Annotated in this window: 20 protein-coding genes; 4 read left to right on the top strand and 16 right to left on the bottom strand. The window is 62.1% G+C overall.

The genetic code is table 11. From position 1 onward, the window contains the following. Positions 1–87: 87 nt before the first annotated feature. The 3 genes from G7A66_RS03070 to G7A66_RS03060 are packed head-to-tail and all read right to left on the bottom strand — an operon-like array spanning position 88 to position 796. The gene (locus G7A66_RS03070; protein WP_174294245.1) at positions 88–357 is read right to left on the bottom strand and encodes a hypothetical protein; all 270 of its coding nucleotides are present in this window, start codon (positions 355–357) and stop codon (positions 88–90) included. Positions 358–402: 45 nt separating this feature from the next. Next, on the bottom strand, positions 403–708 hold the full coding sequence (locus tag G7A66_RS14580) for an energy transducer TonB (RefSeq protein WP_408609233.1): 306 nt from the start codon (positions 706–708) through the stop codon (positions 403–405). Then, positions 626–796, bottom strand: coding sequence for a hypothetical protein (locus G7A66_RS03060; RefSeq protein WP_174294243.1), 171 nt, complete (start codon positions 794–796; stop codon positions 626–628). The genes G7A66_RS14580 and G7A66_RS03060 overlap by 83 nt, the downstream gene beginning before the upstream one ends. A gap of 103 nt (positions 797–899) precedes the next feature. On the opposite strand from G7A66_RS03060, the gene argJ reads away from it, so the two are divergent. Together argJ and G7A66_RS03050 are read left to right on the top strand one after the other, a co-directional pair. After that, a complete protein-coding gene (argJ, locus tag G7A66_RS03055) occupies positions 900–2,126 on the top strand; it encodes a bifunctional glutamate N-acetyltransferase/amino-acid acetyltransferase ArgJ (RefSeq protein ID WP_174294242.1) in 1,227 nt (408 codons plus the stop codon). After that, positions 2,123–2,926, top strand: coding sequence for an inositol monophosphatase family protein (locus G7A66_RS03050; protein ID WP_174294241.1), 804 nt, complete (start codon positions 2,123–2,125; stop codon positions 2,924–2,926). The genes argJ and G7A66_RS03050 overlap by 4 nt, the downstream gene beginning before the upstream one ends. Positions 2,927–2,933: 7 nt before the next feature. On the opposite strand, the gene trxA is transcribed toward G7A66_RS03050, so the two are convergent. The 8 genes from trxA to ahcY all read right to left on the bottom strand — a co-directional run bounded on the left by trxA (position 2,934) and on the right by ahcY (position 15,841). Further along, entirely contained in the window at positions 2,934–3,254 is a 321-nt protein-coding gene (gene trxA / locus G7A66_RS03045) for a thioredoxin (protein WP_174294240.1), read from the bottom strand. 51 nt (positions 3,255–3,305) lie between these two features. Then, positions 3,306–6,818 carry a double-strand break repair helicase AddA gene (addA, locus tag G7A66_RS03040; protein ID WP_174294239.1) on the bottom strand — a complete coding sequence of 1,171 codons (3,513 nt, stop codon included), beginning with the start codon at positions 6,816–6,818 and terminating at the stop codon, positions 3,306–3,308. Beyond that, on the bottom strand, positions 6,815–9,790 hold the full coding sequence (locus G7A66_RS03035) for a PD-(D/E)XK nuclease family protein (RefSeq protein ID WP_174294238.1): 2,976 nt from the start codon (positions 9,788–9,790) through the stop codon (positions 6,815–6,817). The genes addA and G7A66_RS03035 overlap by 4 nt, the downstream gene beginning before the upstream one ends. Then, on the bottom strand, positions 9,783–10,472 hold the full coding sequence (locus G7A66_RS03030; RefSeq protein WP_174294261.1) for a nucleotidyltransferase family protein: 690 nt from the start codon (positions 10,470–10,472) through the stop codon (positions 9,783–9,785). The genes G7A66_RS03035 and G7A66_RS03030 overlap by 8 nt, the downstream gene beginning before the upstream one ends. Positions 10,473–10,507: 35 nt before the next feature. Continuing rightward, positions 10,508–11,482, bottom strand: coding sequence for an aminoglycoside phosphotransferase family protein (locus G7A66_RS03025; protein ID WP_174294237.1), 975 nt, complete (start codon positions 11,480–11,482; stop codon positions 10,508–10,510). Next, positions 11,479–11,913, bottom strand: coding sequence for a tRNA (adenosine(37)-N6)-threonylcarbamoyltransferase complex ATPase subunit type 1 TsaE (tsaE, locus tag G7A66_RS03020; protein WP_174294236.1), 435 nt, complete (start codon positions 11,911–11,913; stop codon positions 11,479–11,481). Before tsaE ends, G7A66_RS03025 begins: the two co-directional genes overlap by 4 nt. Then, the gene (locus G7A66_RS03015) at positions 11,910–14,264 is read right to left on the bottom strand and encodes a sensor histidine kinase (protein WP_174294235.1); all 2,355 of its coding nucleotides are present in this window, start codon (positions 14,262–14,264) and stop codon (positions 11,910–11,912) included. The genes tsaE and G7A66_RS03015 overlap by 4 nt, the downstream gene beginning before the upstream one ends. Before the next feature lie 167 nt (positions 14,265–14,431). Continuing rightward, positions 14,432–15,841, bottom strand: coding sequence for an adenosylhomocysteinase (gene ahcY, locus G7A66_RS03010; RefSeq protein WP_174294234.1), 1,410 nt, complete (start codon positions 15,839–15,841; stop codon positions 14,432–14,434). A 194-nt stretch (positions 15,842–16,035) separates the two neighbouring features. On the opposite strand from ahcY, the gene G7A66_RS03005 reads away from it, so the two are divergent. Beyond that, positions 16,036–16,515: a peroxiredoxin gene (locus G7A66_RS03005; protein WP_174294233.1), complete on the top strand. Its 480-nt coding sequence runs from the start codon at positions 16,036–16,038 to the stop codon at positions 16,513–16,515. Positions 16,516–16,608: 93 nt separating this feature from the next. On the opposite strand, the gene G7A66_RS03000 is transcribed toward G7A66_RS03005, so the two are convergent. From G7A66_RS03000 to G7A66_RS02985, 4 genes are all read right to left on the bottom strand, one after another. Further along, positions 16,609–17,052 (bottom strand): PA2169 family four-helix-bundle protein, encoded by a 444-nt coding sequence (locus G7A66_RS03000; protein ID WP_174294232.1) that lies wholly within the window; start codon positions 17,050–17,052, stop codon positions 16,609–16,611. 122 nt (positions 17,053–17,174) lie between these two features. Beyond that, positions 17,175–17,783, bottom strand: coding sequence for a GTP cyclohydrolase I FolE (gene folE, locus G7A66_RS02995; protein ID WP_174294231.1), 609 nt, complete (start codon positions 17,781–17,783; stop codon positions 17,175–17,177). Next, a complete protein-coding gene (locus tag G7A66_RS02990) occupies positions 17,780–19,306 on the bottom strand; it encodes a phospholipase D-like domain-containing protein (protein WP_174294230.1) in 1,527 nt (508 codons plus the stop codon). The genes folE and G7A66_RS02990 overlap by 4 nt, the downstream gene beginning before the upstream one ends. A 23-nt stretch (positions 19,307–19,329) precedes the next feature. Beyond that, the gene (locus G7A66_RS02985) at positions 19,330–19,821 is read right to left on the bottom strand and encodes a hemerythrin domain-containing protein (RefSeq protein ID WP_174294229.1); all 492 of its coding nucleotides are present in this window, start codon (positions 19,819–19,821) and stop codon (positions 19,330–19,332) included. A 109-nt stretch (positions 19,822–19,930) separates the two neighbouring features. Here G7A66_RS02985 and G7A66_RS02980 point away from each other — a divergent pair, with 109 nt between their 5' ends. Next, positions 19,931–20,332 carry a metallopeptidase family protein gene (locus G7A66_RS02980; RefSeq protein ID WP_174294260.1) on the top strand — a complete coding sequence of 134 codons (402 nt, stop codon included), beginning with the start codon at positions 19,931–19,933 and terminating at the stop codon, positions 20,330–20,332. A 44-nt stretch (positions 20,333–20,376) separates the two neighbouring features. On the opposite strand, the gene G7A66_RS02975 is transcribed toward G7A66_RS02980, so the two are convergent. After that, the gene (locus tag G7A66_RS02975) at positions 20,377–21,654 is read right to left on the bottom strand and encodes an O-antigen ligase family protein (protein WP_174294228.1); all 1,278 of its coding nucleotides are present in this window, start codon (positions 21,652–21,654) and stop codon (positions 20,377–20,379) included. Between the last annotated feature and the right edge of the window lie 51 nt (positions 21,655–21,705).

Genomic DNA, 21,705 nt, shown 5'->3' with positions numbered 1-21,705 from the left:
GTAGTCCTTCAGGGACGAATTGCTGATAACCGGCGGCGCGCCTCTGAGGGGCCGCAGCGGTGAAAACGATCGGTCAAGCTGGCGCGGCTATTCGTGTGCGCGGTCGACCGGCAGCAGGACAGGTGCCTTCGTGCCGAACGAAATTGCCAATGGCCGTTCGATGCTGGCCGGCAATTCGGACCCGGACGAAGCGACCGTCAGCCGAGCCTGCATCAGGACTGCGGCCTCAACCCCTTGTCCCTGCTCTCCGGCCTCGATCCGGCCGGCCAACGCTTCCGCTACACTGGCCCCGGCGGGTGCGGCCGTTGCGGCAAGGCCCGTCATCAGGGCGAGCAGGGTCAGAATGCGGCGGATCATGCAATTGGCAGATAGGCACTGCATTGCAGCCTGTCCATGCCCCATCTAGTCAGGCATTTCCCACCTGATGGAGGTTGAAAAGGTGCCAGTTGTTGCCTGTTGATCGGCATCCAGTGCGGGATGGAAGCGAGCCCGCACGGAGATTGCATCGCAACTGCGCTTGTCGAACATTGCGAAACCGCTCGATTGCGTCACCACGCATCTGAATACTTCACCGAAGGGTCCGACACTCACTCGAAGGCCGAGCACGCCTTCATTACCATTTTCGTTAGGTTTCTTGGCTGTAACGCTGGATGGTTCCAGGCGTGATCCGCTCGGTGAGGATTGTCGTTTCGTCCGCGGGCCCGGCATGTGCCGGGGCATCGTCCCGCACCACCAGTGCGAAGGAGGCGAGGCCAATCAGCCCGAAACAGACGAACATCTTGTCCTGCGAAGTCATAGTCGGTGACTACATGCGGCCAGCAAGCAGGCGCAAGGGGCATCGACCAGGGTTTCCACCACGCTTGCGGGCAGGTCCATCCTCGCATAGTCGCCAAAATGTCATGGAACTCGCACCCTCACCCCTCGCCCGCCCCTTCCCCGACATGCCGCCGGTCGCCGGCGTGACCCTGCGCATCGCGAGGGCCGGTTACAAGGAGTGGGACCGCTGCGATGTCACCTTCGCCGAACTGGCGGAGGGCACCAGCGTGGCAGGCGTGTTCACCCGCAGCGCCTGCCCCTCGGCAGAGGTGGAACTTGGCCGGGAACAGGTGAAGGCCGGGCAAGCGCGTGCCCTGATCGTAAACGCCGGCAACTCCAACGCATTCACGGGTGCTCGCGGCCGCAAGGCAGTCGAACAGATTTGCGCGCAGGTCGCGGCGCATGTGGGGTGCGCGGCGGGCGAGGTCTTCGTGTCATCTACGGGCGTCATTGGTGTGCCCCTGCCGCTGGACAGAGCAGAAAGCGGGGTTGCCGCCGTCCTTAACGCCGATCCATGCTCATTTCGCGACGCTGCCGATACCATTGCCACGACGGACACTTTCGCCAAGGGAGCGACTGCCTCCGCAATGGTCGGAGACACGCGGGTCGAACTCGTCGGCATCGTCAAGGGCAGCGGCATGATTGCGCCCGACATGGCGACGATGCTCGGCTATATCTTTACCGATGCCGCCGTGGATGCGGCTTTCCTGCAAGAGGCGCTGTCTTCTGCCAATCGGCGCACCTTTTCCTGCATTACTGTGGACAGCGATACCTCCACCAGCGACACCGTGCTGGCCTTTGCGACCGCCACGGCAGGTAACGCAAAAATCAAGTCAGCGGAGGATGCGGGCGCCGACGCCTTCGCAGCCGCGCTGGAGGATATCTGCCGCCAGCTGGCGCAGCTTGTCGTGCGCGATGGCGAAGGCGCTACCAAATTAATCGAGGTGCGGGTTACCGGCGCAGTGAGCAACGATAGCGCGCATCGGATCGCGCTTTCCGTCGCTAATTCTCCTCTGGTAAAAACCGCGATTGCGGGCGAGGATGCAAATTGGGGCCGGGTCGTCATGGCGGTGGGGAAGGCCGGAGAGCCGGCCGATCGCGACCGGCTCTCCATCGCTTTCGGCGGCATCCAGGCGGCGCGAAACGGCGAACGGATCGCCAATTTCAACGAGGCGCCGTTGGCCGAACATCTGAAGGGTGAGGAAATCGTCGTGGAAGCGGATATCGGACTGGGCGACGGGTTCGCCACCGTGTGGACCTGCGATCTTACGCACGGGTACATCGCCATTAACGCGGATTACCGGTCATGAGCGTGCTCGACCGCGAAATTCTCTCCCTGATGCGCCGCGCGTCGGAAGAAGCGATCATGCCGCATTACCGCACCCTTTCCGCATCGCAGATCGAGAACAAGGCCGCCGACGATGTCGTGACCGTCGCCGACCGCGCGGCGGAAGATCTGCTTTGCGAGGGCTTGGCGCGGCTGAACCCGGGCATCGCCATAGTGGGGGAAGAAAATGTTCACGCCAACCCGCAGGTCGCGGAACTCCTGTCAGGTGCCTGCTGGATCGTTGATCCACTGGATGGCACGAATAATTTCGCCAAGGGTGAAGCACCGTTCGGCATATTGATCGCACTCGCAGATGGCGGCGTGGTACAATCCGGCTGGATCTATGACTGCATCACGGGCCGCTTCTGCGCGGCACATTTCGGCGAAGGCGCCTATATCGGCGGGGAACGAATCAAAGCGGGAACGACCGGGGAAGTGCCGCCGGTCGCCGCCATTTCGCTGGTCTTTCTGAACGAAGAACGCCGCGCTGTAATCAAGCGCGAAATTGCTCCGCACTACCGGTTGGTGGATATTCCCCGCTGTGCGGCAGAACAATATCCGCGCCTGGCGCTGGGCGAAAACGATGTGTCGATCTTCGAACGCACGCTGGCCTGGGACCATGCGGCGGGTTCGCTGTGGCTGAACGAGGCCGGGGGGAAAGTCGCCCGGCCCGACGGTTCGCCATATCGTGTAAATGAATGGGAACGCCGCGGCCTGATCGGCGCGGCGTCCCCGGAACTATGGCAGGCGATGGCGGACCTCTATCCGCCGGAAAGCACCTGACAGCAGCCTAGAGCTCGCTTTCGATCCAGCTCTTCAGCTGGCTCTTGGGTGCAGCGCCGAGCTTCTGCGCCACCGGCTTGCCGCCCTTGAACAGCACCATCAACGGGATCGACTGGACGCCGATCTGCCCGGGCACTTCGGTGTTCTCCATGATGTCCATCTTGGCGATTTTCACCTTGTCGCCCAGTTCATCGCTGATCTCTTCCAGCGAGGGGCCAATCATCTTGCATGGCCCGCACCATTCGGCCCAAAAATCGACCAGCACCGGCGTTTCGGAATCGAGTACGTCCGATTGAAAGCTGGAATCTGTCACGTTGACGGTGGCCATTGTTTTCTCCTTGAATTGTTGCTTGTCGCCCATGTCGGGCGCAGGGGTCGTCTATTCAACGGGCGAGGCGGCAAAGCTATCCTTGCCGCCCTGCAATCTAGCCCCATGCCGCGCCAGCAAACCATCCGGCAGCACCATGAGTTCGGGCGTCTGCGTGTAGAGGATCGCAGCGCGAATGCGGCGTCCGGGATAGATTCTGCCGAGTGCCGCAGTGTAGGCAGCCATCTGGCGCAAATTGGCTTCCGGTATGGCGTCAACCGATGCAGGCGGGCGGCGAGCGGTCTTGAAGTCGATGACGGTGACCTCGTTCGCAGTCACCAGCAATCGGTCGGCAACACCCGCGATGACCTGACCGTCAACCGTCGCGGCAAGCGGAATCTCTGCCAACGCGCCGCCTGTTGCCGAAGGCGTGAAGACTTCAGCAAAGTCGGGATGCTCAAGAACCGTAAGGGCGGATGAGACGATCTCGCCTTGCTCCGCAGCGGAAATATCCGCCCCCTGTCTCTTCATCCAGAGCTCGGCCACTTCCCTGCGCCTCTCTGGCTCCACCTCAGGCAACCTTTCCAGCAAGCGGTGGATGAGCACCCCGCGCCGGGCAGCAAAACGTGCAACCTGCGGCGGCAGGGGCGGGTCGGCAGCAAGGTCCTCGCCCGCTGAAGACGGTGCCAGCGGGCGCGGCGGGCGCGGTTCGCGTCCGATCGGCTGTGTCGCCCAATCGGGCAGTTCTGGCCTTGGCGCAGCAGCAGGCGGGACTGCCTCCGTGACCGGCTCCGCCAACTCGCCCCATACAAGGTGCGATCCCCAGATGTCGTCCTCTACCGGCGCAGGGTCGAGCAACGGCGCGAGCCGGGCATACCAGCTGTCCGCAGCAGGTTCGGCTTCCCTCTTGCCCAGGGCACCGCCGATGAACAGCGCTTCTTCGGCGCGGGTCATCGCGACGTAGAGCAGCCGCCAATGCTCCTGCCGTTCGGCGAGGGCAGCAGCAGATTCGGCTTCCGCTATAGGGCCGATCCGCTCCTCGGCCTTGAGCGGGGGAAGCGGCAGCGTCCGCCCTGCGCCGCCCGGCAGTTCTTCCGTCAGGGTCAGTCCGCGAACCGGCGATGCGTCAGGGTTGCCGGTTGCATCTGCAAGGATGACGATAGGTGCCTGCAATCCCTTCGATCCATGCACCGTCATCACCCGAACCAGGCCAGTACTTTCGGCCGCGTCGCGCTTCAACTCGCCCTCGCCCGCGTCGAACCAGTGGATGAATCCCTGCAGGCTGGCGGTGTGACTGGCAGTATAGTTCTGTGCCGCGTTCAGCAATTCGTCGATCGGATCATTGGACTCTCGCCCCAGCCGCGCGACCAGCTTGCGGCGCGCCTGCCAGGGGCCGACAAGCATCCAGTGCAGCAGCGCCTGCGGCGGCTCGTAATCGGCGAGGCGCAACACCTCGCGCAGGGCCTCCGCGGTTTGGATGACGAAGGCATCCTCGCTACGGCGAAGATGGTTCCATAGCGCCACCTTGTCGGGCCTGTAGCCATGATCGAGCAGCTGCTGCTGGGTCCAGCCCATGATGGGCGAAACGAGCAGATTGGCCAGGCTCAGATCGTCCAGCGGCTGGGCGGCAAAGCGGATCGCCGCCATCAGGTCTTTCACCGCGAGTGGCGCACCTAGACGCAGCCTGTCCACACCGGCCACCGGAACACCGGCGGCATGCAGGCGAGCGACGACCAGTCCGGCAAGCTCGCGCCGCTTTCGCACCAGGACCATCACGTCGCCTGGTCCGGCGTTGCGGCTGGTGCCTTTTACCAGCGGAAAGCCCTTGTCCATCCAGCGCTTCACCTGCGCGGCGATGCGGTCGGCCATTCGCCTTTCAGGTTCGGAAACCCATCCTTCCGGCCCCTCGCCTTCACCGCCCGCATCGCCCTGCTGCTCGTCCCCATCGGGCTGTGCCGCGACCGGGCGCCAAAGTGTGACCATGCCGGGCCGGTCGTCGCCACGATGCCGGTCGGGCGCATCGGTCAGACCGAACTGCGCGGGCCCGATCGCACCAATGGCCGCATCGACGAAGTCGAGGACCGGCTGCGCCGTGCGGTAGGATCGGCCAAGGCCGAGATCCACCAACTCGCGCGCGGGCGAAGATTGGCTCAGTTCATCGGCATTCCGCGCAGTTTCCGCCATTATTTGCGCGAAATGATGCTTGGCAATCTCGAAGTTTTCGGGACTGGTCCCCTGAAACCGGAAAATCGCCTGCTTGTAATCGCCGACCACGAAAATGGTCCGCAGGACATCCTCGCGCTGTCCCGATCCGGTGAAGAAATCTTCCGTCAGGGCACGAATGATGGACCATTGCGCCTCATTCGTATCCTGCGCCTCGTCGATCAGGATATGATCGAAGCGCCGGTCGAGCTTGTAGCGGATCCAGTCGGCAATATCGGACCGGGTAAGCAACGCTGCAGCCCGGCGGATCTGGTCGTCGAAATCCATCAGTCCTTCGCGCGTCTTCGCCTCGTCCCAGGCAATTGCAAAGCGGCGGCCGATTTCCAGCGCCGGCGCCAGCCAGTCGGCAAGCTCCATCAGCCTGGCGCGCGTTTGCACGGCATCGATTGCAGCCTTCAGCGCCTCCGCCGATGCGGCATATTGCGCATCCTGCTTTTCCAGAGACTTGAGGCTGCGCATATCGCCGCCCTGCGTGAAAAAGGCCTTGGCGAGATCGGCGCAGAGTGACGGGCGTCCGCTCGCTTCAGCCGCCAGCCACTTCTGCCCGGCTTCTGCCGTAGAGAGGCCGGTCTTGGTGCCCCACGCCAGATTCGCCGCGATACATTGCCGCAACGCTTCGCAAGCGAAGGTATCGTCATTGCAGAGGGCAGCGAGATCTTCCGGACCGCTGTCGGATTTGAGGTCTAAAAGCTGCAGGACCCGGCCGCGCAGGGGTGCGGACCACGCACCTGTGCCGAACCAGACCTCTCGCGCTTCGGCACAGCGCATCAGCCAGGCCTTCGCGCCGTCGGCTCCCATCCGCAGGCTGAGCATGGCGAGAGCGTCGAGGAGCTGCCTCTCGCCGTTCTGCTCTGCCGTGACCAGCATGTCGGCGAGGACCTGATGGGAAAGCACCTCGCGGTCGCGGTCCTCCATCGCCGTTGTGCCCGGCATCAGACCTGCCTCTTCCGGGAAGGCGGCGAGCAGCCATTGCGCGAAGGCGTGGATCGTATCGATCCGCAATCCGCCGCCGGGCGTGTCGAGCACCTGTGCGAACAGGGTGCGCGCATGGGCCTGGATGTCAGCGTCGAAAGGCGCGCCGATCGCCTTCAGGTGGACAGCCAGATCGGCGGATTTCATTCGGACCCAGCCGGCCAGCACGGCATTGACCCGAGTTGCCATTTCCGCAGCGCCCGCCTTGGTGAAGGTGAGGCAGAGGATCTGGCCGGGATCGACGCCCGGACGCAGCAACAAGCGAAGCACACGGGCGGACAGGACCTGCGTCTTGCCGGTGCCCGCCGAGGCGGAAAGCCACACGCTGTCGCGCGGGTCGACGGCGAGCGCCTGATTGTCCTTCAGCGCATGAACTGCGCCGCCGCTCATTCCTCCCGCCCCATCCATTCGTCGAGCCGCATCAGCTGATCGTAGGTGGCGTAAGCCTTCGCATCGGGGTTCAGCCGGGCGGTGAAGCCTTCCTCTCCCAATATCCACCTGTCGAGTGCATCGTGCAGGAAGTGCTCGGCAGCCGGCAGGAATTCGCCCGGTGCAATTCCGCTGCGCTTCGCGCCTTCCTTCAGCGGTGTAGCGATGTAGCCAAACCCTGTTTCACTGCGATCGCTCTTCGCGAGCGACCAATATTCGAACTTCCGCGCCTCTCCGGTCAGGGCAGGACCGTCCTTCGGAGCGAAAGCGCCACGCTCCGCCATCATGCCGATCGTGCCGAGTTGCAGCGCATAACCAGCCTCGACCTCGCGTCCGGACGGTGGCCCTCCAGTCTTGTAATCGACAATGCCGAGCGCTCCATCCTCCATAAGGTCGATGCGATCCGCCTTGCCGAAAATCTCTATGCCCTTGACCATCATCGCGCCCCACTCCTCGAACAGCACCGGCTTGCGGCCGTCCATGGCAGCGATCTCCTGCTCCACCCATTCCAGGGCTTTCATCAGGCGCGGCTCCCACAGCGCCCGCATCAAGGGGTGAGCATGCATCTGCTGCAGAACCTTTGCGGCGACTTCCGGCATCGGGCGTCCGCTGCGATGCCAATTCTCCAGGATCTCGTGCGCGGCAGTTCCCCGCCATGCGGCCGAGGGTTCTGCATCCAGCCCGTCGAGTTCCTTCAACCCGAGGATCGATCCGGCGTAGAACTGATAGGGATCGGACCGCAGCCTATCCAGCGCGGTGACGCTGATGCGCCGCTTGCGCTGTTCCGCAGACGGCTTCGGCGATGGCTGCGTATAGGGCAGCGCGGGCGGCGCGTCGTCGATTGCGCGGGCAAGTTCGGGCATGACGGTTTCGCGGTGACGCGGCAGGAGATCCCGGCCGAGCAGCGCCTGCACACGGAGCAGGAACCGCGAGGGGATGGCAGGGCCGCCAAGGTCGCGTGCGCTGCGGCTGAGGACCACCTCGGGGGCGCCCAGGGCTCCGGCCAGATCATGCGCCGAAAGACCGATGCGAAAATCCGCACCGGGCACGCCAATCGCGCGCAATACACCCGGTGCCAGCAGGGCATCCGTCTTGCTGGCAGCCGGCCATGTTCCTTCATTGAGACCAGCGCAGATGACGAGATCGGCCCGGCTCATCCTGGATTCGAGCAATCCGTAAATAGCGACCCGCGAATGACCGCCATAGGGCGGGCGAACCGCGATTTGTTCCATCGCGTCGCGCAGGACCGGCGGCAGTTCGCGTACTTCCAGCGCAGTGCCGACATCCTCAGCATGCAGGCGCAGATCTTCCACGAAGGATGCCAACGCGCGGCCATCCTCGCCCGCCCAGATCGCTTCGCCGGCAAGTGCCTCGCCTGCAGCGGCAAGCCTGTCGATCAGATCTGCCAGCGGAGTTGCACCAGCATCGATCATCAGCGGCGATAGAATTTCGGTGATGACCGTCCACCACTCAATGACCTGAGCATCTTTCGCCAACTCTGCCAGTGGTTCAAGGCCGGGGGTCAGGCGAGGTCCGCGCATCTTCAATTCGAAAGCGCGGGCATGGCCGAGCCAGGTGCCGCGCTGCATGCCTCCGTTGACGAGCGGATCTTCCAGCAGCGCCAACAAGGGTATCGGTGCAGCCTGTTCCGCCACTGTTTCCGCCAGCAGCAGGAACAGGCGACCAGAAGCAGTCTGCGACAGCGGGCGACCCGCGCTGTCATCGGCAACGATGTTCCAGCGGCGCAAATGATGGACGATGCGCCGTGCAAGGCCGCGATCAGGCGTCACCACCGCCACGCGGCGTTCCGGGTCGGCGATTGCCTGCCGGACCAGCAAGGCCACCGACTGTGCCTCTTCTTCCGGATTGACGGTTTCCATCACGCGTACGCCGGACAAGCGGCGGTCTTCGGAAGGCAGGTCAATCCAGATCCGGCTCGCATCGGGGGGCAGGAACAAAGAAGAGATTGCCCGTGTGCGCGTCGGCGGCGCGGCGCCCATCCCCTTGCGGTGCCACTGGCGCACCTCGTCACGGGAGATTCCCATCCGGTTCAGCAGCAGCTTCAAATGGTACTGCGGATGCGTCACCGCGTCGCTGCGCTCGAAAGGCGCTTCGCCTTGCTGCTGCGGTGCGCCTGCCGAGCCGAGTTCGTTCCAGACAGCCTGCTCCATAGTGAGGTCGAGGTCAGGCAGAATTACGGCACCGTCCGGCAGGCCGGCAACCACCCTCAACAATTTCGCGAGGGCCGGTGACGCGCTGGTGATCCCGGCCGCAACGATCGGCGTCGGGGGCGGCTGCAAACGCCATTGGCGGGCGGCATGGTCGAACAGCCGATTGCGCCGGGCAGCGGCGTCAAGTTCATCGCGCTGCTGCAATTCGGCCAGCCAGCGCGCCTGCACCCGCGCGAACAGGCGCAGACTGTTCTGCCAATGGTGCGACAGATCGCCGAGCAGGTCGAGGACACGGTCCTGCAGCAATTCTTCGGGGCCGATATCCTCCACCAGCAGCCGGTCCATCGTTCCGGCGACATCCTGCGCAAGGCGCAGAAGCGCGCTGCCACGCGGTGCATCTGCGCCCATTTCTTCTTCCAGCAAGGCTGCAAGCCGGAGCCAGCGGCGCGTCGGCTCGACGGCAGGAGGTATGTCGCTGCTTCCCATCGGGTCGAGTAGCGGCCCGAGCGCCTCGTCCAGATCGAGATCGCCGGCCACGACCATGCGGGGCATCAGCAATCCGCCCGCACCGCCCACCTGATTGCCCGACAGGCGGATGAAGGCTTCGCTGACGGTACGCATGGCGCGCCCGCTCGGCAACAGCAGAGTCAGCCGCGCAAGACCGAGCTCCGGGTCGGAATAACGCGGCAGAAGGCCCGCAACCAGCGCATCGGCAAATCCGCGGTGCGCGGCGATGGAGTAGACTGACGGACCCTCAGCCAAGGGTCAGCGCATCTTCTGTCGGGCGGATCGCATCGGGCGTGCCGACTTCAAACCATTGGCCGGTGAACGTCGTACCGAACAGCCGCCCTTCTTCAAGTGCGCGGTCCCACAGCACATTGGTCGAAAACTTGCCACCGGGCGCATCTCGCAGCAGCCGGTGCGAGACGATCTGGATGCCGGTAAAGATGAAGGGGGCGATCCGGCCGGGTGCCCGCCGCCGCAGGCGACCGGCCGGATCCATGTGAAAATCGCCCGGACCGCTGAAATTGACGGCTCTCTGATGCGGCACCAGCAGGAGAAGCGCATCCATTTGCTGCGCATCCCAGCAATCTGAAAGGTCTTGGAAAGCGTCACGCGGCCCATCAAGCCAGATGTTGTCGGAATTTAGGGAAAAGAACGGGTCGGGCAGATGCTGCAGGGCATGGACCATCCCGCCGCCTGTCTCCAGCAGCATTTCCCGCTCGTCCGATACGCAGATTTCAGGAGTATCGCGTTCCGCCAGATGAGCCTCCAGCGCATCGGCAAAGTAATGCACGTTGACGACCGCCCTCGCGACGCCAGCTTCCGCAACCCGGTCAAGCGCGTGATCGATCAGCGGCTTCCCGGCAACGCGGACCATCGGCTTCGGCTGGGATGCGGTGAGAGGACGCATCCGCTTACCCAGACCTGCAGCCATGACCATCGCCGTGTCGGATGCCAGTCGGGAGCCCTTCGCCGTCACCGCAGCTCTCCACCGCGGTTGTCGCGTATGTTGCGCGGGATGTTTGCATCGAACCAGTCTGCGACAGGCGCAAGTGCGGGATGGGCAAGGTCTTGCTCCATCGCCTCCCAGACGCGGGGAATATAGGCGAGATAACGCGCCTTGTTGTCGCGCTTCCACAACCGCGCGAATATTCCGACGATCTTGGCATTCCGCTGCGCCCCGAGCCGCGCATAATCGGCAGCGAACTCGGGGCCAGGGGACACAGCTTGCTTGTATCTCTCCACCATCTGCTGTTCGAGCGCGGATGAGACATCGCGCCGCGCATCCTGAAGGAGCGATACGAGATCATAGGCGGGGTGGCCAACCAGAGCGTCCTGAAAGTCGATCAGACCCTGACCGCCGCCGGGAGGCAGCATGATATTCTCGGCATGGTAATCCCGCAGAACGGTCACACCCGGCTGCTGATGTTCGAGCAGTGGTTCCAGTGCTTGCTTCCATGCGGAACCCCAGGAAGGTCTGTCGATGTTCAGGTCAAGCAATGGACAGTACCATTCGACGAACAGATCGACCTCACGCCGGTACACTGCCATGTCGTATGGTTCGAAAGGACCGGCGGGTTTCCCGTGCAAGGTCACGAGCGTATCGATTGCCTCGGCGTAAATCGTCCCTTCACGAGAAGGATCGGCCTCGAGCGCCTCGCGCATGCGATCGTCGCCGAAATCCTCGATCAGCACCCAGCCAGCCGCCGCATCCTGCGCCAGAATGGCGGGCGCGCGCAGTTCCTGCCCGGCAAGCCACTCCGCCACTTGCAGGAAGGGGCGCGGGTCTTCGTGCGGCGGCGGCGCATGCATGAGCATGGCGCTTTCGCCGCCAAGTGTGAGGCGAAAATAGCGCCGGAAGCTGGCATCGCCTGGAAGCGGTGAGATGGCTGCATCGGCCCAGCCATTTGCAGTAAGAAAGGGTTCGATTCCGTCGGGAAGGTCACTCATGGCAGGCGGGTTAGCCAATCAGGGCCTGGGCGGGCAATCGCAATCCGCCCCTCATCCGCAATTTCGAGGTGAATGGACAGGCACGCGGGCTCGGTTTCGAAGCCGCCCGCCTTATCTGGCCATTCGGCGATCAGCACGGCCCCTTCCCGGTAATCGTCCAGCCCGAGTTCCTGCGCCTCAGCAGGATCGTTCAACCGGTAGAAATCCGCATGTACCACCGGCGGGTCGGTGTCGTAGCATTCGACAACCGTAAAGGTCGGCGAAGGGACTTCTCCTTCATGGCCCAGAGCCGCAATGATCTCGCGGGCCAGGGTGGTCTTGCCGGCACCCAGACGACCGGTAAGTGCGACAACGTCGCCTGCGCAAAGCTTGGCGGCGACATTTCGACCATATTCGCGCATCGCAGCGAGGTTCGGCAGGTTACGGATCATGGCAGCGCCACCGTGGCGAATGTGCCTTGTCCCTTCGCGGAGACGATCTCGAGCGAGCCGCCGTGCGCCTCGACCAGCTGACGTGCCAGCGGGATGCCCAGCCCCTGCCTTCGTTCGAGCGTACCATCGGCAGCGGTGCGCAGCCCATCCATGGCTCGCGCCAGCTCGCTTCTCGTCATCCCCGCGCCATTATCCGAGATCACGATCCGGGACACACCCTTCTTTCGCGAGAGGTCTACCAGGATCTTGCCTCCTGCACCTGTCGCAGCAATCGCATTGTCGAGGAGGTGACCGATCGCCTTTCCAAGCTGACGCGGGTCGGCCTCGATCCTGGTCCCTGCGCCCCCACGCAGATCCAGTGTCAGGCCGCGTTCTTCGAGAAGCTGCGCCCTCTGCCTCACGATATCCGTCACGAAGGGCAAGAGGCGAAGCGGTTCCTTGGATATGGGCATCAGGCCCGCTTCGCTTTGTGACAGGTCGAGCACATTTTCCACCTGCTCTGTCAGTCGGCCTACCGACCGGACGATCGCATCGACATAATCGCGCCCCTGCTCCGAAAGGTCGCCGGCTACGCCCGCCTGCAGCAGTTCGGCAAAGCCGCCGATGGACGTCAGCGGCGTGCGAAATTCATAGGACATGTTGGCGAGGAAACGCGTCTTCACCTGATCCGCCTGTTCCAGCGCCTGGTTCCTTTCGCGCAAGGCATTTTCCGCCATTTGCGCATCGGTGATGTCGAGAACGGTGAGTAGTCCGTTGCCGTCCGGCAGCGGCACACCGGCATATTCCAGAACCCGTCCGTCCGTCAGGGCAACGCGCCCACCCGTGCCCTTGCGGTCCAGCGTCGCAGCGCGAATGGTGCGGCCTATGGCCTCGGCGTTATCAGCATCCTGTAGATGCGGAGCGATAGCGTCCAGAACAGCTTCCGCCGAGGGATGGCCGTCGAGGAAATCGCCCGGCAGCCCCCAGCTTTGCGCGAAACTGCGGTTCCAGATCTGCACCCGTCCATCAGGCGCGAATACCGCCAGCGATTCGAACAGGCTATCGAAGGTTGCAGTGCGCGTTCGCAGCAAGGTGTCGCGCGTGGCGGACAGGGCCAGCTGCTCGGTTCGATCTTCGGCGATGAGCACGAGGCCGCCGTCCGGCATGGGTTGTGCAACGACACGGAGGTGCGTGCCGCCGGGCAGCGGCCATGCCTCTTCCTGCGTTTCCCCCGCCGCAAACCATTCGGCATGTTCGGCGCGCCATGCCGGGAAGTCGCGCACTTCCGGGGTCCGGCCCTGTTCCCTCGCATCGGAAAGAATACGATCGAAGGTCTTGCCCCCGGCGACCGCGCCTGTCGCGATCGCAAATATTCGGCGAAAGGGCTGATTGGCTGATATGATGCGGCGCTGCCCGTCGAATTGTGCGACCCCGACGGACAGTTGGTCGAGCATCTGCCGCTGTGCTTCGCGGAAAGCCCGGAAGGCGCGCCTTTGCTCCTCCAGTTCTTCCATGTCGACGGCATATCCCGCGACTCCTTCCGCCCCGAGAGGCAAATCACTCACCCTCATGGTTCGGCGAGCGCCATCGATCGTCGTGGCGACGACACGTTCCATTAACGCCGCCTGTTCCGCTGCCTGCCCGGCATATTGCGCGGCAGTGCGTCCCTCGGTGCTCTCGATGAGTTCGATCTGCTCGGCGATCACCTGATCTACCGAAGCGGCGCCAACTGCTTTGACGTAAGCGGCGTTCACCAGTTTCAACCGGCAATCGGAGGAACGGAACCACATCGGCATGGGAGCTGCCTCGATCAGGCCTGACAGGGCGATGAAATCCTGCCGTGCCTGCAGCGATTCCGTGCGTAACCGGGTAAGTTCGCTCTCGCTTTCGCTGAAATCGAAGATCCAGACCAGCGCCGCGCCGCCGGGCCACACCTGGGCATCTGCGAGCGATCCGCGCAGGGCCAGGCTGCGATTCGACGCGGGCGGCGTCAGTGCCATTCGGAACGGAGCAGCGGTTTTCTGCGTCGTCCGGACGTTTCGAGTAAGCTCTTCCAATTGCGGGACCGACAGGCCGCCGCCGCGCTTGCCCGCCGCCCCGCCACCGTCGAGATCGGATAGGTAACGCGGCACCTCGTCCAGCCCCAGCCAGCGAGCCAGCCTGTCGGGCGCTTCGATCTTGCCATCGGCCCTTATGAGTAGCGGGATGGCGGGGGCCTCATCGATCAGCCGGGTCAGGCGGCGGGCAGCCTTGCGGCTCGATTCCGCCTTTCGCGCGCGAGCGGCTGACGAGATCATCATCCAAGCCGCAGCAGCCGTCCATGCTGCCATAAGCAGGCCGATCAGGGCCAGCGCGGTGGGGGTCAGTTCCATGCAGTCGTTCGCTATGACGCCCGTGTGCCGGATGCAATGGCGTGCGTGCGACAAAAGACAGCAGAATCCCCCGCAAATATGATGAAGGGCCGCCGATCATCCGTCAGGATGGTATCGGCGGACCCCTTCAGATCCAGAGCTACAGCGCGACAAGGCGCTGCGAAGGCTCAGTAACGGTAATGTTCGGGCTTGTAGGGGCCTTCCACCGGCACGCCGATGTAATCCGCCTGTTCCTTGCTCAGCTTCGTCAGCTTCACGCCCAGCTTGTCGAGATGCAGCGCCGCCACCTTCTCGTCCAGATGCTTGGGCAGGACATAGACGTCGTTCTTGTAGGCATTGCCGTTCTTGTAGAGTTCGATCTGCGCCAGCACCTGGTTGGTGAAGGAACAGCTCATGACGAAGCTCGGGTGCCCGGTCGCGCAGGCGAGGTTCACCAGGCGGCCCTTCGCCAGAATGATGATTTCCTTGCCGTCGGGGAATTTTACGAGGTCAGTGCCGGGCTTCAATTCGGTCCATTCGTAATTGTCGAGCGCCGAGATCTGGATCTCGGAATCGAAATGGCCGATATTGCAGACGATGCTCATCGGCTTCATCGCCTTCATGTGCTCGGCCGTGATGACGTCTTCGTTGCCGGTCGTCGTCACGAAGATGTCGGCGCGGCTCACCGCGTCTTCCATCGTCACGACTTCATAGCCTTCCATCGCCGCCTGCAACGCGCAGATCGGGTCGATCTCGGTTACCATGACACGAGCGCCGCCATTGCGCAGGCTGTCGGCGCTGCCCTTGCCGACATCGCCGAAGCCGGCGACGCAGGCAACCTTGCCCGACAGCATGACATCGGTGGCGCGGCGAATGGCGTCGACGAGCGATTCACGGCAACCATAGAGATTGTCGAACTTCGACTTGGTGACGCTATCGTTCACGTTGATGGCAGGGAACGGAAGCTTGCCATTCTTCGCGAGCGAGTAAAGGCGATGCACGCCGGTCGTGGTTTCTTCCGAGACGCCGACGATGTTCTCAACCGATTTGGTCAGATAGCCGGGCTTTGCCTTGATGTAAGCCTTCAGCGCGCGCTGCATTTCGATTTCTTCGGCATTCTGCGGCTCGGGCATTTCCTCGCCCGCTTCCAGCCGTGCGCCCCACAGCGCGAACATGGTGGCATCACCGCCGTCGTCGAGGATGATGTTTGCGGTGCAATCAGCATCGTCATCGCTCGACCAGTCGAAGATGCGGCCAACATAGTCCCAATATTCGGCAAGCGATTCGCCCTTAACGGCGAACACCGGCACGCCGCTGTCGGCGATGGCAGCTGCGGCGTGATCCTGCGTCGAATAGATGTTGCAGGTGGCCCAGCGCACATCGGCGCCGAGCGCGGTGAGCGTCTGGATCAACACGGCGGTCTGAATGGTCATGTGCAGGCTGCCGGTGATGCGGGCACCCTTCAGCGGCTGACTCTCGCCATATTCATCGCGCAGCGACATGAGGCCCGGCATTTCGGTTTCGGCGATGGCGATTTCCGCGCGGCCGTATCCGGCAAGACCGATATCCTTGATGATGTAGTCGTTAGTGTCAGCCAAGACCGGCTCCTGTATTTTGTTATGAGGAATTGCTCAGGACAGGCCGCGCTTGCGTCGGCCTTGATGTTGCAGCGCCCTTACCACTCCTGCATTCATTGGCAAACTGCGCTTGACGGATTCGATCGGCGCGGCTTGTTCGCCTCCCGTCCGTTCCTATCTGCAGCCTCATCGACAACTAATCTGGAGCGAATTGCATGACGATTTCCGTAGGCGACACTATCCCGCAGGCAACACTGGTGAAGGCGACGCCCGAAGGCCCGGACAAGATCGAGGCGAAGGACTTCTTCGCTGGCAAGAAGGTCGCGATCTTTTCCGTTCCCGGCGCTTACACACCGACCTGTTCGGCCAAGCATCTGCCCGGATTTGTCGACAAAGCGGATGAGCTCAAGGCCAAGGGCATCGACGAGATCGCCTGCACCGCGGTGAACGACGCTTTCGTCATGGCCGCCTGGGCCAAGGACAACGGCGCTTCGGACATCACGATGCTCGCTGACGGCAATGCCGAATTCGCCGACAAGCTCGGCCTGACGATGGATGGCAGCGGGTTCGGCATGGGCAAGCGTGGCCAGCGTTTCTCGATGGTAGTCGACGACGGCAAGGTCACACAGCTGAATGTCGAACAGCCCGGCGATTTCTCGGTCAGCTCCGCCGATCACCTGCTGGGCCAGCTCTGATCCGGTATAAGCACCCAGGCCGAAGAAGGGCCTGAAACAAAAGGGGCGCCGCCTGACTGCAGACGGCGCCCCAGTCTTTGTTAAAACTGCGGTTCAGCGCATGGCGTGCTTCATGGCACTGACCTTGTCATGACCCGCCTTGATCGAAACATAGGCTTCCTCGATCTCGCTCCGCGTTGCGGGTGAGAGATCATTGCTTTTCAGGGCAGCTTCGTACTTCGCCTTGATGAAGTCCTCGCCCCGTTCAACCTCTTCGACCACGGCTTTCTCCTCGGTGCCCATGATCGCCTGCTTGAGGTTCATGAAACCGCGATGGGCTGCGGCAGAGGCACTGCTTTCGTCTTGCGGGTCGCCGCCCAGCGAGGCGACATGCGACTGCAGCCTTGTTGCAACGGCGCTGCGCTGATCGGCCATTTCGCAGAAAAAGGCAGCGTTGGCAGTCTTGCTGTCCTGCGAAGCTTCCCGATAACCTTTCATGCTGTCGAGTGTAGTCTTGATCAGACCGTTAGTCGCCGAAATATCGTCTTTGATCGCCATGTTGCATCGTCATCCTGTATGGGAAGGTAGTTGTCCCGATACAGCGGAACTGAAGCTGGATAGTTCCTTCCCGCGCGGCATTCCCCGCTCGTTGGCCCCGGCGATAAGACGATCCGTTGCGATCAATACCCCATCAGGCTGAGCACTTCCTTGCGGCTGCGATCGTCTTCGCGAAAAGCCCCCATCACCTGGCTGGTCACCATCGAGACACCCGGCGTGCGAACGCCGCGCGCGGTCATGCAGGCATGGCTCGCCTCGATCACTACCGCGACGCCGCGGGGTTTCAGATGTTCATCGATGCAGGCCGCGAGTTCTGCAGTGAGCCGCTCCTGTATCTGCAGGCGGCGAGCATATCCGTGCAGCACGCGCGCAAGTTTCGAAATGCCAACCACGCGGTCTCGCGGCAGATAAGCGATGGCAGCCTTGCCGATGATGGGCGCCATGTGATGTTCACAATGCGACTGGAACGGAATGTCCTTCAGCAGGACGATTTCGTCATAGCCGCCCACTTCCTCGAACACTCGGGATAGGTGGATGGAAGGATCCTCGGCATAGCCGACGCAATATTCCTTCCACGCACGCGCAACCCGTTTCGGCGTATCGAGCAGCCCTTCCCGCGTCGGATCGTCTCCCGCCCAGGAAATCAGCGTGCGAATAGCGTCCTGCACATCTTCGGGCACCTCGGGCTTACCTGCTTCGCGGTCTTCATCGGGTCCGACCAGGCTGCTCATTTCTTCCTCCGTAAAATCTTGTTTCGTGCTCTCGCCAGGCGGCTTCCCTTGCGGATCAGCCCGCCCTTTGCATAGGGTTCGAACATGTCCTCGGGCCGCTCTGGATCGAGCAGGCCGGATTCGGCCAGCCTTGCCTCCAATTCGTTCAGATCGGGCAGTTCATAGGGACGCAGGGATCGCGTTCGCGCGGTCCCGACTGCCCTGATCGTCGCCGCCATGGACCTGTGATCGTCCAGCATCGGCCCGATCTCATCCTCGCCGACACCCAGATGTTCTGCCAGCAGCGATAGCCGCAGCCCGCGGACGGCGGCGCAATGCTTTTCGTTACCGGGTCGCTTGCAGTCTATGAACACATCGCATTCGCTGTCGAGACCCAGAGACCGGTTGTTGAGATTGGCCGACCCAATCCGCAGGATCTCGTCATCGACGATCATGATCTTGGCATGGACATAGATCGGCGTGGCACCGGTGAACGGCATCCAGAGTGAGAAGCGTTTCTTGTGATCGGCCTCGTGCAATCCCTGCACGAGTTTCGCGCGGGCGTGGTCCATCGCCTGCTGCTCCAGCCAGCCGTCGGCATGTTGCGGATGCACGATGACGATCTCGGGCGGATCATCTTCCTCCAGCCGCTCCATTATCGTTTCCGCCACAACGCGTGACGCGAAATACTGGCTCTCGGCATAAACGAACCTCTTGGCGCGCCTGATGTGCCGCACGAACAGGTCGCTGATCTCGCTCACCTGCTCCCAGTCGCGATGCTTGGCCCGCGTCCGGGCAATGCCGACCTCGACGTCTTCGAAACTGACCATCAGCCCTTCTGGCCAGAGCGAATCCCCGCAATTATCGATGGGCTGAAGCGGCTTCCCGCCAGCCCGGACCCATCGGTCGCGGCCAAGCTCCGACAATGCCGAGGCAACCGGGCCTTCCATCATCATCGTCGCATCGTGCCATGGGCCATAAAGCGCGCCACGAGGCCGCTTGCGGCGCGTGTCGTTCTCGATATGCGAACGTGTGTCCCAGCGGTGCGTGGTCATGTCGATGCCGCCGCAAACCGCCAGCCTGTCATCGAGGATGACCAGCTTCTGATGATGACTGCATCCGACCGGATGCGCCGTGTCGAACTTGAAGTCGATCTGGCGGTTCGGGAACCACCGCATCAGATCCATCGTCATGGAGCCGCGCGAAAACAGCTGAAAGACGCCGACACTCCATTTCAGGATCCGGACTTCGAGGTTCTTGTTGTGCCGGGCAAGCCAGAGCACGAAACTGCCGAGGCGAGAGGGATACTTCCTTCGGAAGCCCTTTTGATACCAGCGGCGCCCCTGCGCCAGGTGAATGCGGGTGTCGAAGTCCCAGCCGATCAGCAGGATTCGCTGCCGCGCCTTCAGCATAACGTCCTGCATCAGCGAAAAATAATCCGCTGCATCGATAACGACGCTGGCCTTCTCCGCGCGCTCGTAACGCCAGACTCCCGGCTCGACGCTGTCATCAAGCCGGGATGTATTCTTCGCTTTCTCACTCATGCGATTTGCCCGTAAGGCAAAACTCACTCCTTAGCATCTTCCTTCTTTTCGGGTGTCACTTCAGCGGCTTCGTGCTCCGCTTTCTTGCGCCGATCGAACACTGCCCGCATGTGCTGTTCGTCGTCAGGGGTCAGGTGCTTCTCGAAATCGGGAAAGTGGTCGTCCTCTTCCTCGTTGATGTGATGGCGATAGTCATGATCGAGCTGCTTGAACTTCTCCATCCATTCATCGGATGACATCTCGGTCGCAGCCAAATCGTTCAGCGCTTCGTTCAGCTCATGATGTTCGGCCACGGAATGGCGTGTCTCATCCGTGGTCGGCGGTTTGCGGAGCATGGTGGAATAAAGCGCCTGCTCCTCCGCCGCGGCGTGACTTTTCACTTCCCTCGTGAATTCCTCCAGCAATTCCTTGCGCCGGTCCGTCTCGCCCTTGGTCTCGGCCATCTGATCGAGCAAGTCGCGATGACGATCATGGTCTTTCTTCAGGCGAACGAAGATGTCGGTGCTGTTGGTCATGCTGGATCTTCCCTTGTTGGTTACATTCACAACAAGCTGACGCAAGGGCAGTTCCGCAGCGCGGGCCCCGTGCTCTGGAATGGCGGCATGCGCTGCTTATATGAGGACGATGGACATACGATCTAACGACCTGCCCAGCCTTGCGCAGATGCAGGCCATGGCCGAACGCTCACTGGCCAGATTGCCTGCCCGTTTTCGCGAGCACCTGACCGATATCGTGCTCCGCGTCACCGACTTCGCGACGCCGGAGCAGCTCGAAGCGGTGGACATCGACAACCGCTGGAACCTCTCCGGTCTTTATGAAGGGCGACCTTTGCCCGACAAGTCGGTCTGGGATCATTCCGACATGCCTCCTGCCATCACGCTTTTCCGCAACCCGCTGCTGAGGGAATGGCAGGAAACAGGCGTCGACCTCGAAAGCCTCATCCATCACGTGGTCGTGCATGAAGCCGGGCACCACTTCGGTTTTTCAGACGAAGACATGCACCAGCTCGAAGACGAGGCTGATTAGAAGATGCGGTGCAGGGTGATCGGAATCAGTAACTTCGCATACAACTACGAAAGCTGTCGATAGGGATATCCATCGGCAGAAATTGACGCCCGCGATGATACTTTTCCGGCCGCAAGAAGGCTTAGCAAGAGCACGAAGGTCGCCACCGATTGGACGTGAAATAACGCCCCGTCGATGAGAGAGAAAGCTGTGATCATCAGGACCGGCAGCACAAAAGGTAAGTCATCCCTGCTTATCTGCGGGAACAATTGGCGCGCCAGCCAAAGGGAGAGGCCGGCAATGATCGCTAGTCCGACCATTCCCCAAGCGAGTAGCACCTGTAATATCACGTTATGAGGGTGGACAAATACGCCCTTGGCCTGGGGCATCCAAAGCATCTGCCCTTCGCCCCATCCGAAGAACGGACGCAACTGGATGTAAGGCAGAGTCGCCGTCCAGATCTCCACGCGCCCGCTGCTGCTTGTATCGGACAGACGTTCCGCACCCATTCCCATTGGAAGGACTGCGGTAAGCGCCGCTCCGACGGCGATGCCGGCCGCAACGATCATCGCGACACGTCGCCAACCGCTCCGCATTTCAGGGAACAAGGCAATGGCGACAGTATAGCCTGCCAGAATGGAATAGATCGTTCCGCGTGATCCGCTCCACACAGCGATACCAAGGGCCAGAACTGCAACTGCAGCATATAAATGCCGGTTGCCTGTGTATACTGCAGCGCAGATGCCGAATACTGCAGTTGAATAAAAACCCAGCCAACGGATGTTACTGTAGGCCGGCATGGCGTCGATCCAGTCGTAGTCAGCCCGATGTACAGAGACAACGAAAGCTACGAACAGGAAATTGAACACTACGAAGCCGAAGGCAATTGCCGGCGGAAAATCTTCGCGGCGCAATTGGCCGCACCTAATGAGATTGACGATGGAAAAGCCGAACAACATGTGAATCGTCCATATCGCCGTACGGATGATGCCGGCAGATGCCAGTGGCGAGTTCACGACCGTGACCCAGGCCAGTGCCAAAAGCATGACCAATGCGGCTGACGGAAGTGCCACGATGCGCGGAAGCTTCAACCCTTCAAGCAGCGCATAAACGATAACGGCGATTTCCATCAGAAGGATTGGGGTGGCGAGGCTGCGAGCCTGGAGTTGAATGGGCGTAAGGACTTCGTCGAAGGTCAGGAGCACCAGAACAGCGGGTGCCAGTCCGAAGGCCACAGCGATGACGGCCCCGGCAAGGCAATCAGAACGCTTCCAGATGGCACTCGAAGGAAGATCGGTAAGACCAACACGAGGTAAGAGGCGCATTAGATTTGGTTTCTCCATCGAAGATCACATGCCTTTGCAAACATGCTTCACAAAAGGTAAAAGCAGACC

It is taken from the genome of Alteripontixanthobacter muriae, assembly GCF_013336795.1.
GTDB lineage: Bacteria > Pseudomonadota > Alphaproteobacteria > Sphingomonadales > Sphingomonadaceae > Pseudopontixanthobacter > Pseudopontixanthobacter muriae.
The sequence above is the reverse complement of the archived record's forward strand: the minus strand, read 5'-3'. Positions and strand labels throughout refer to the sequence as shown.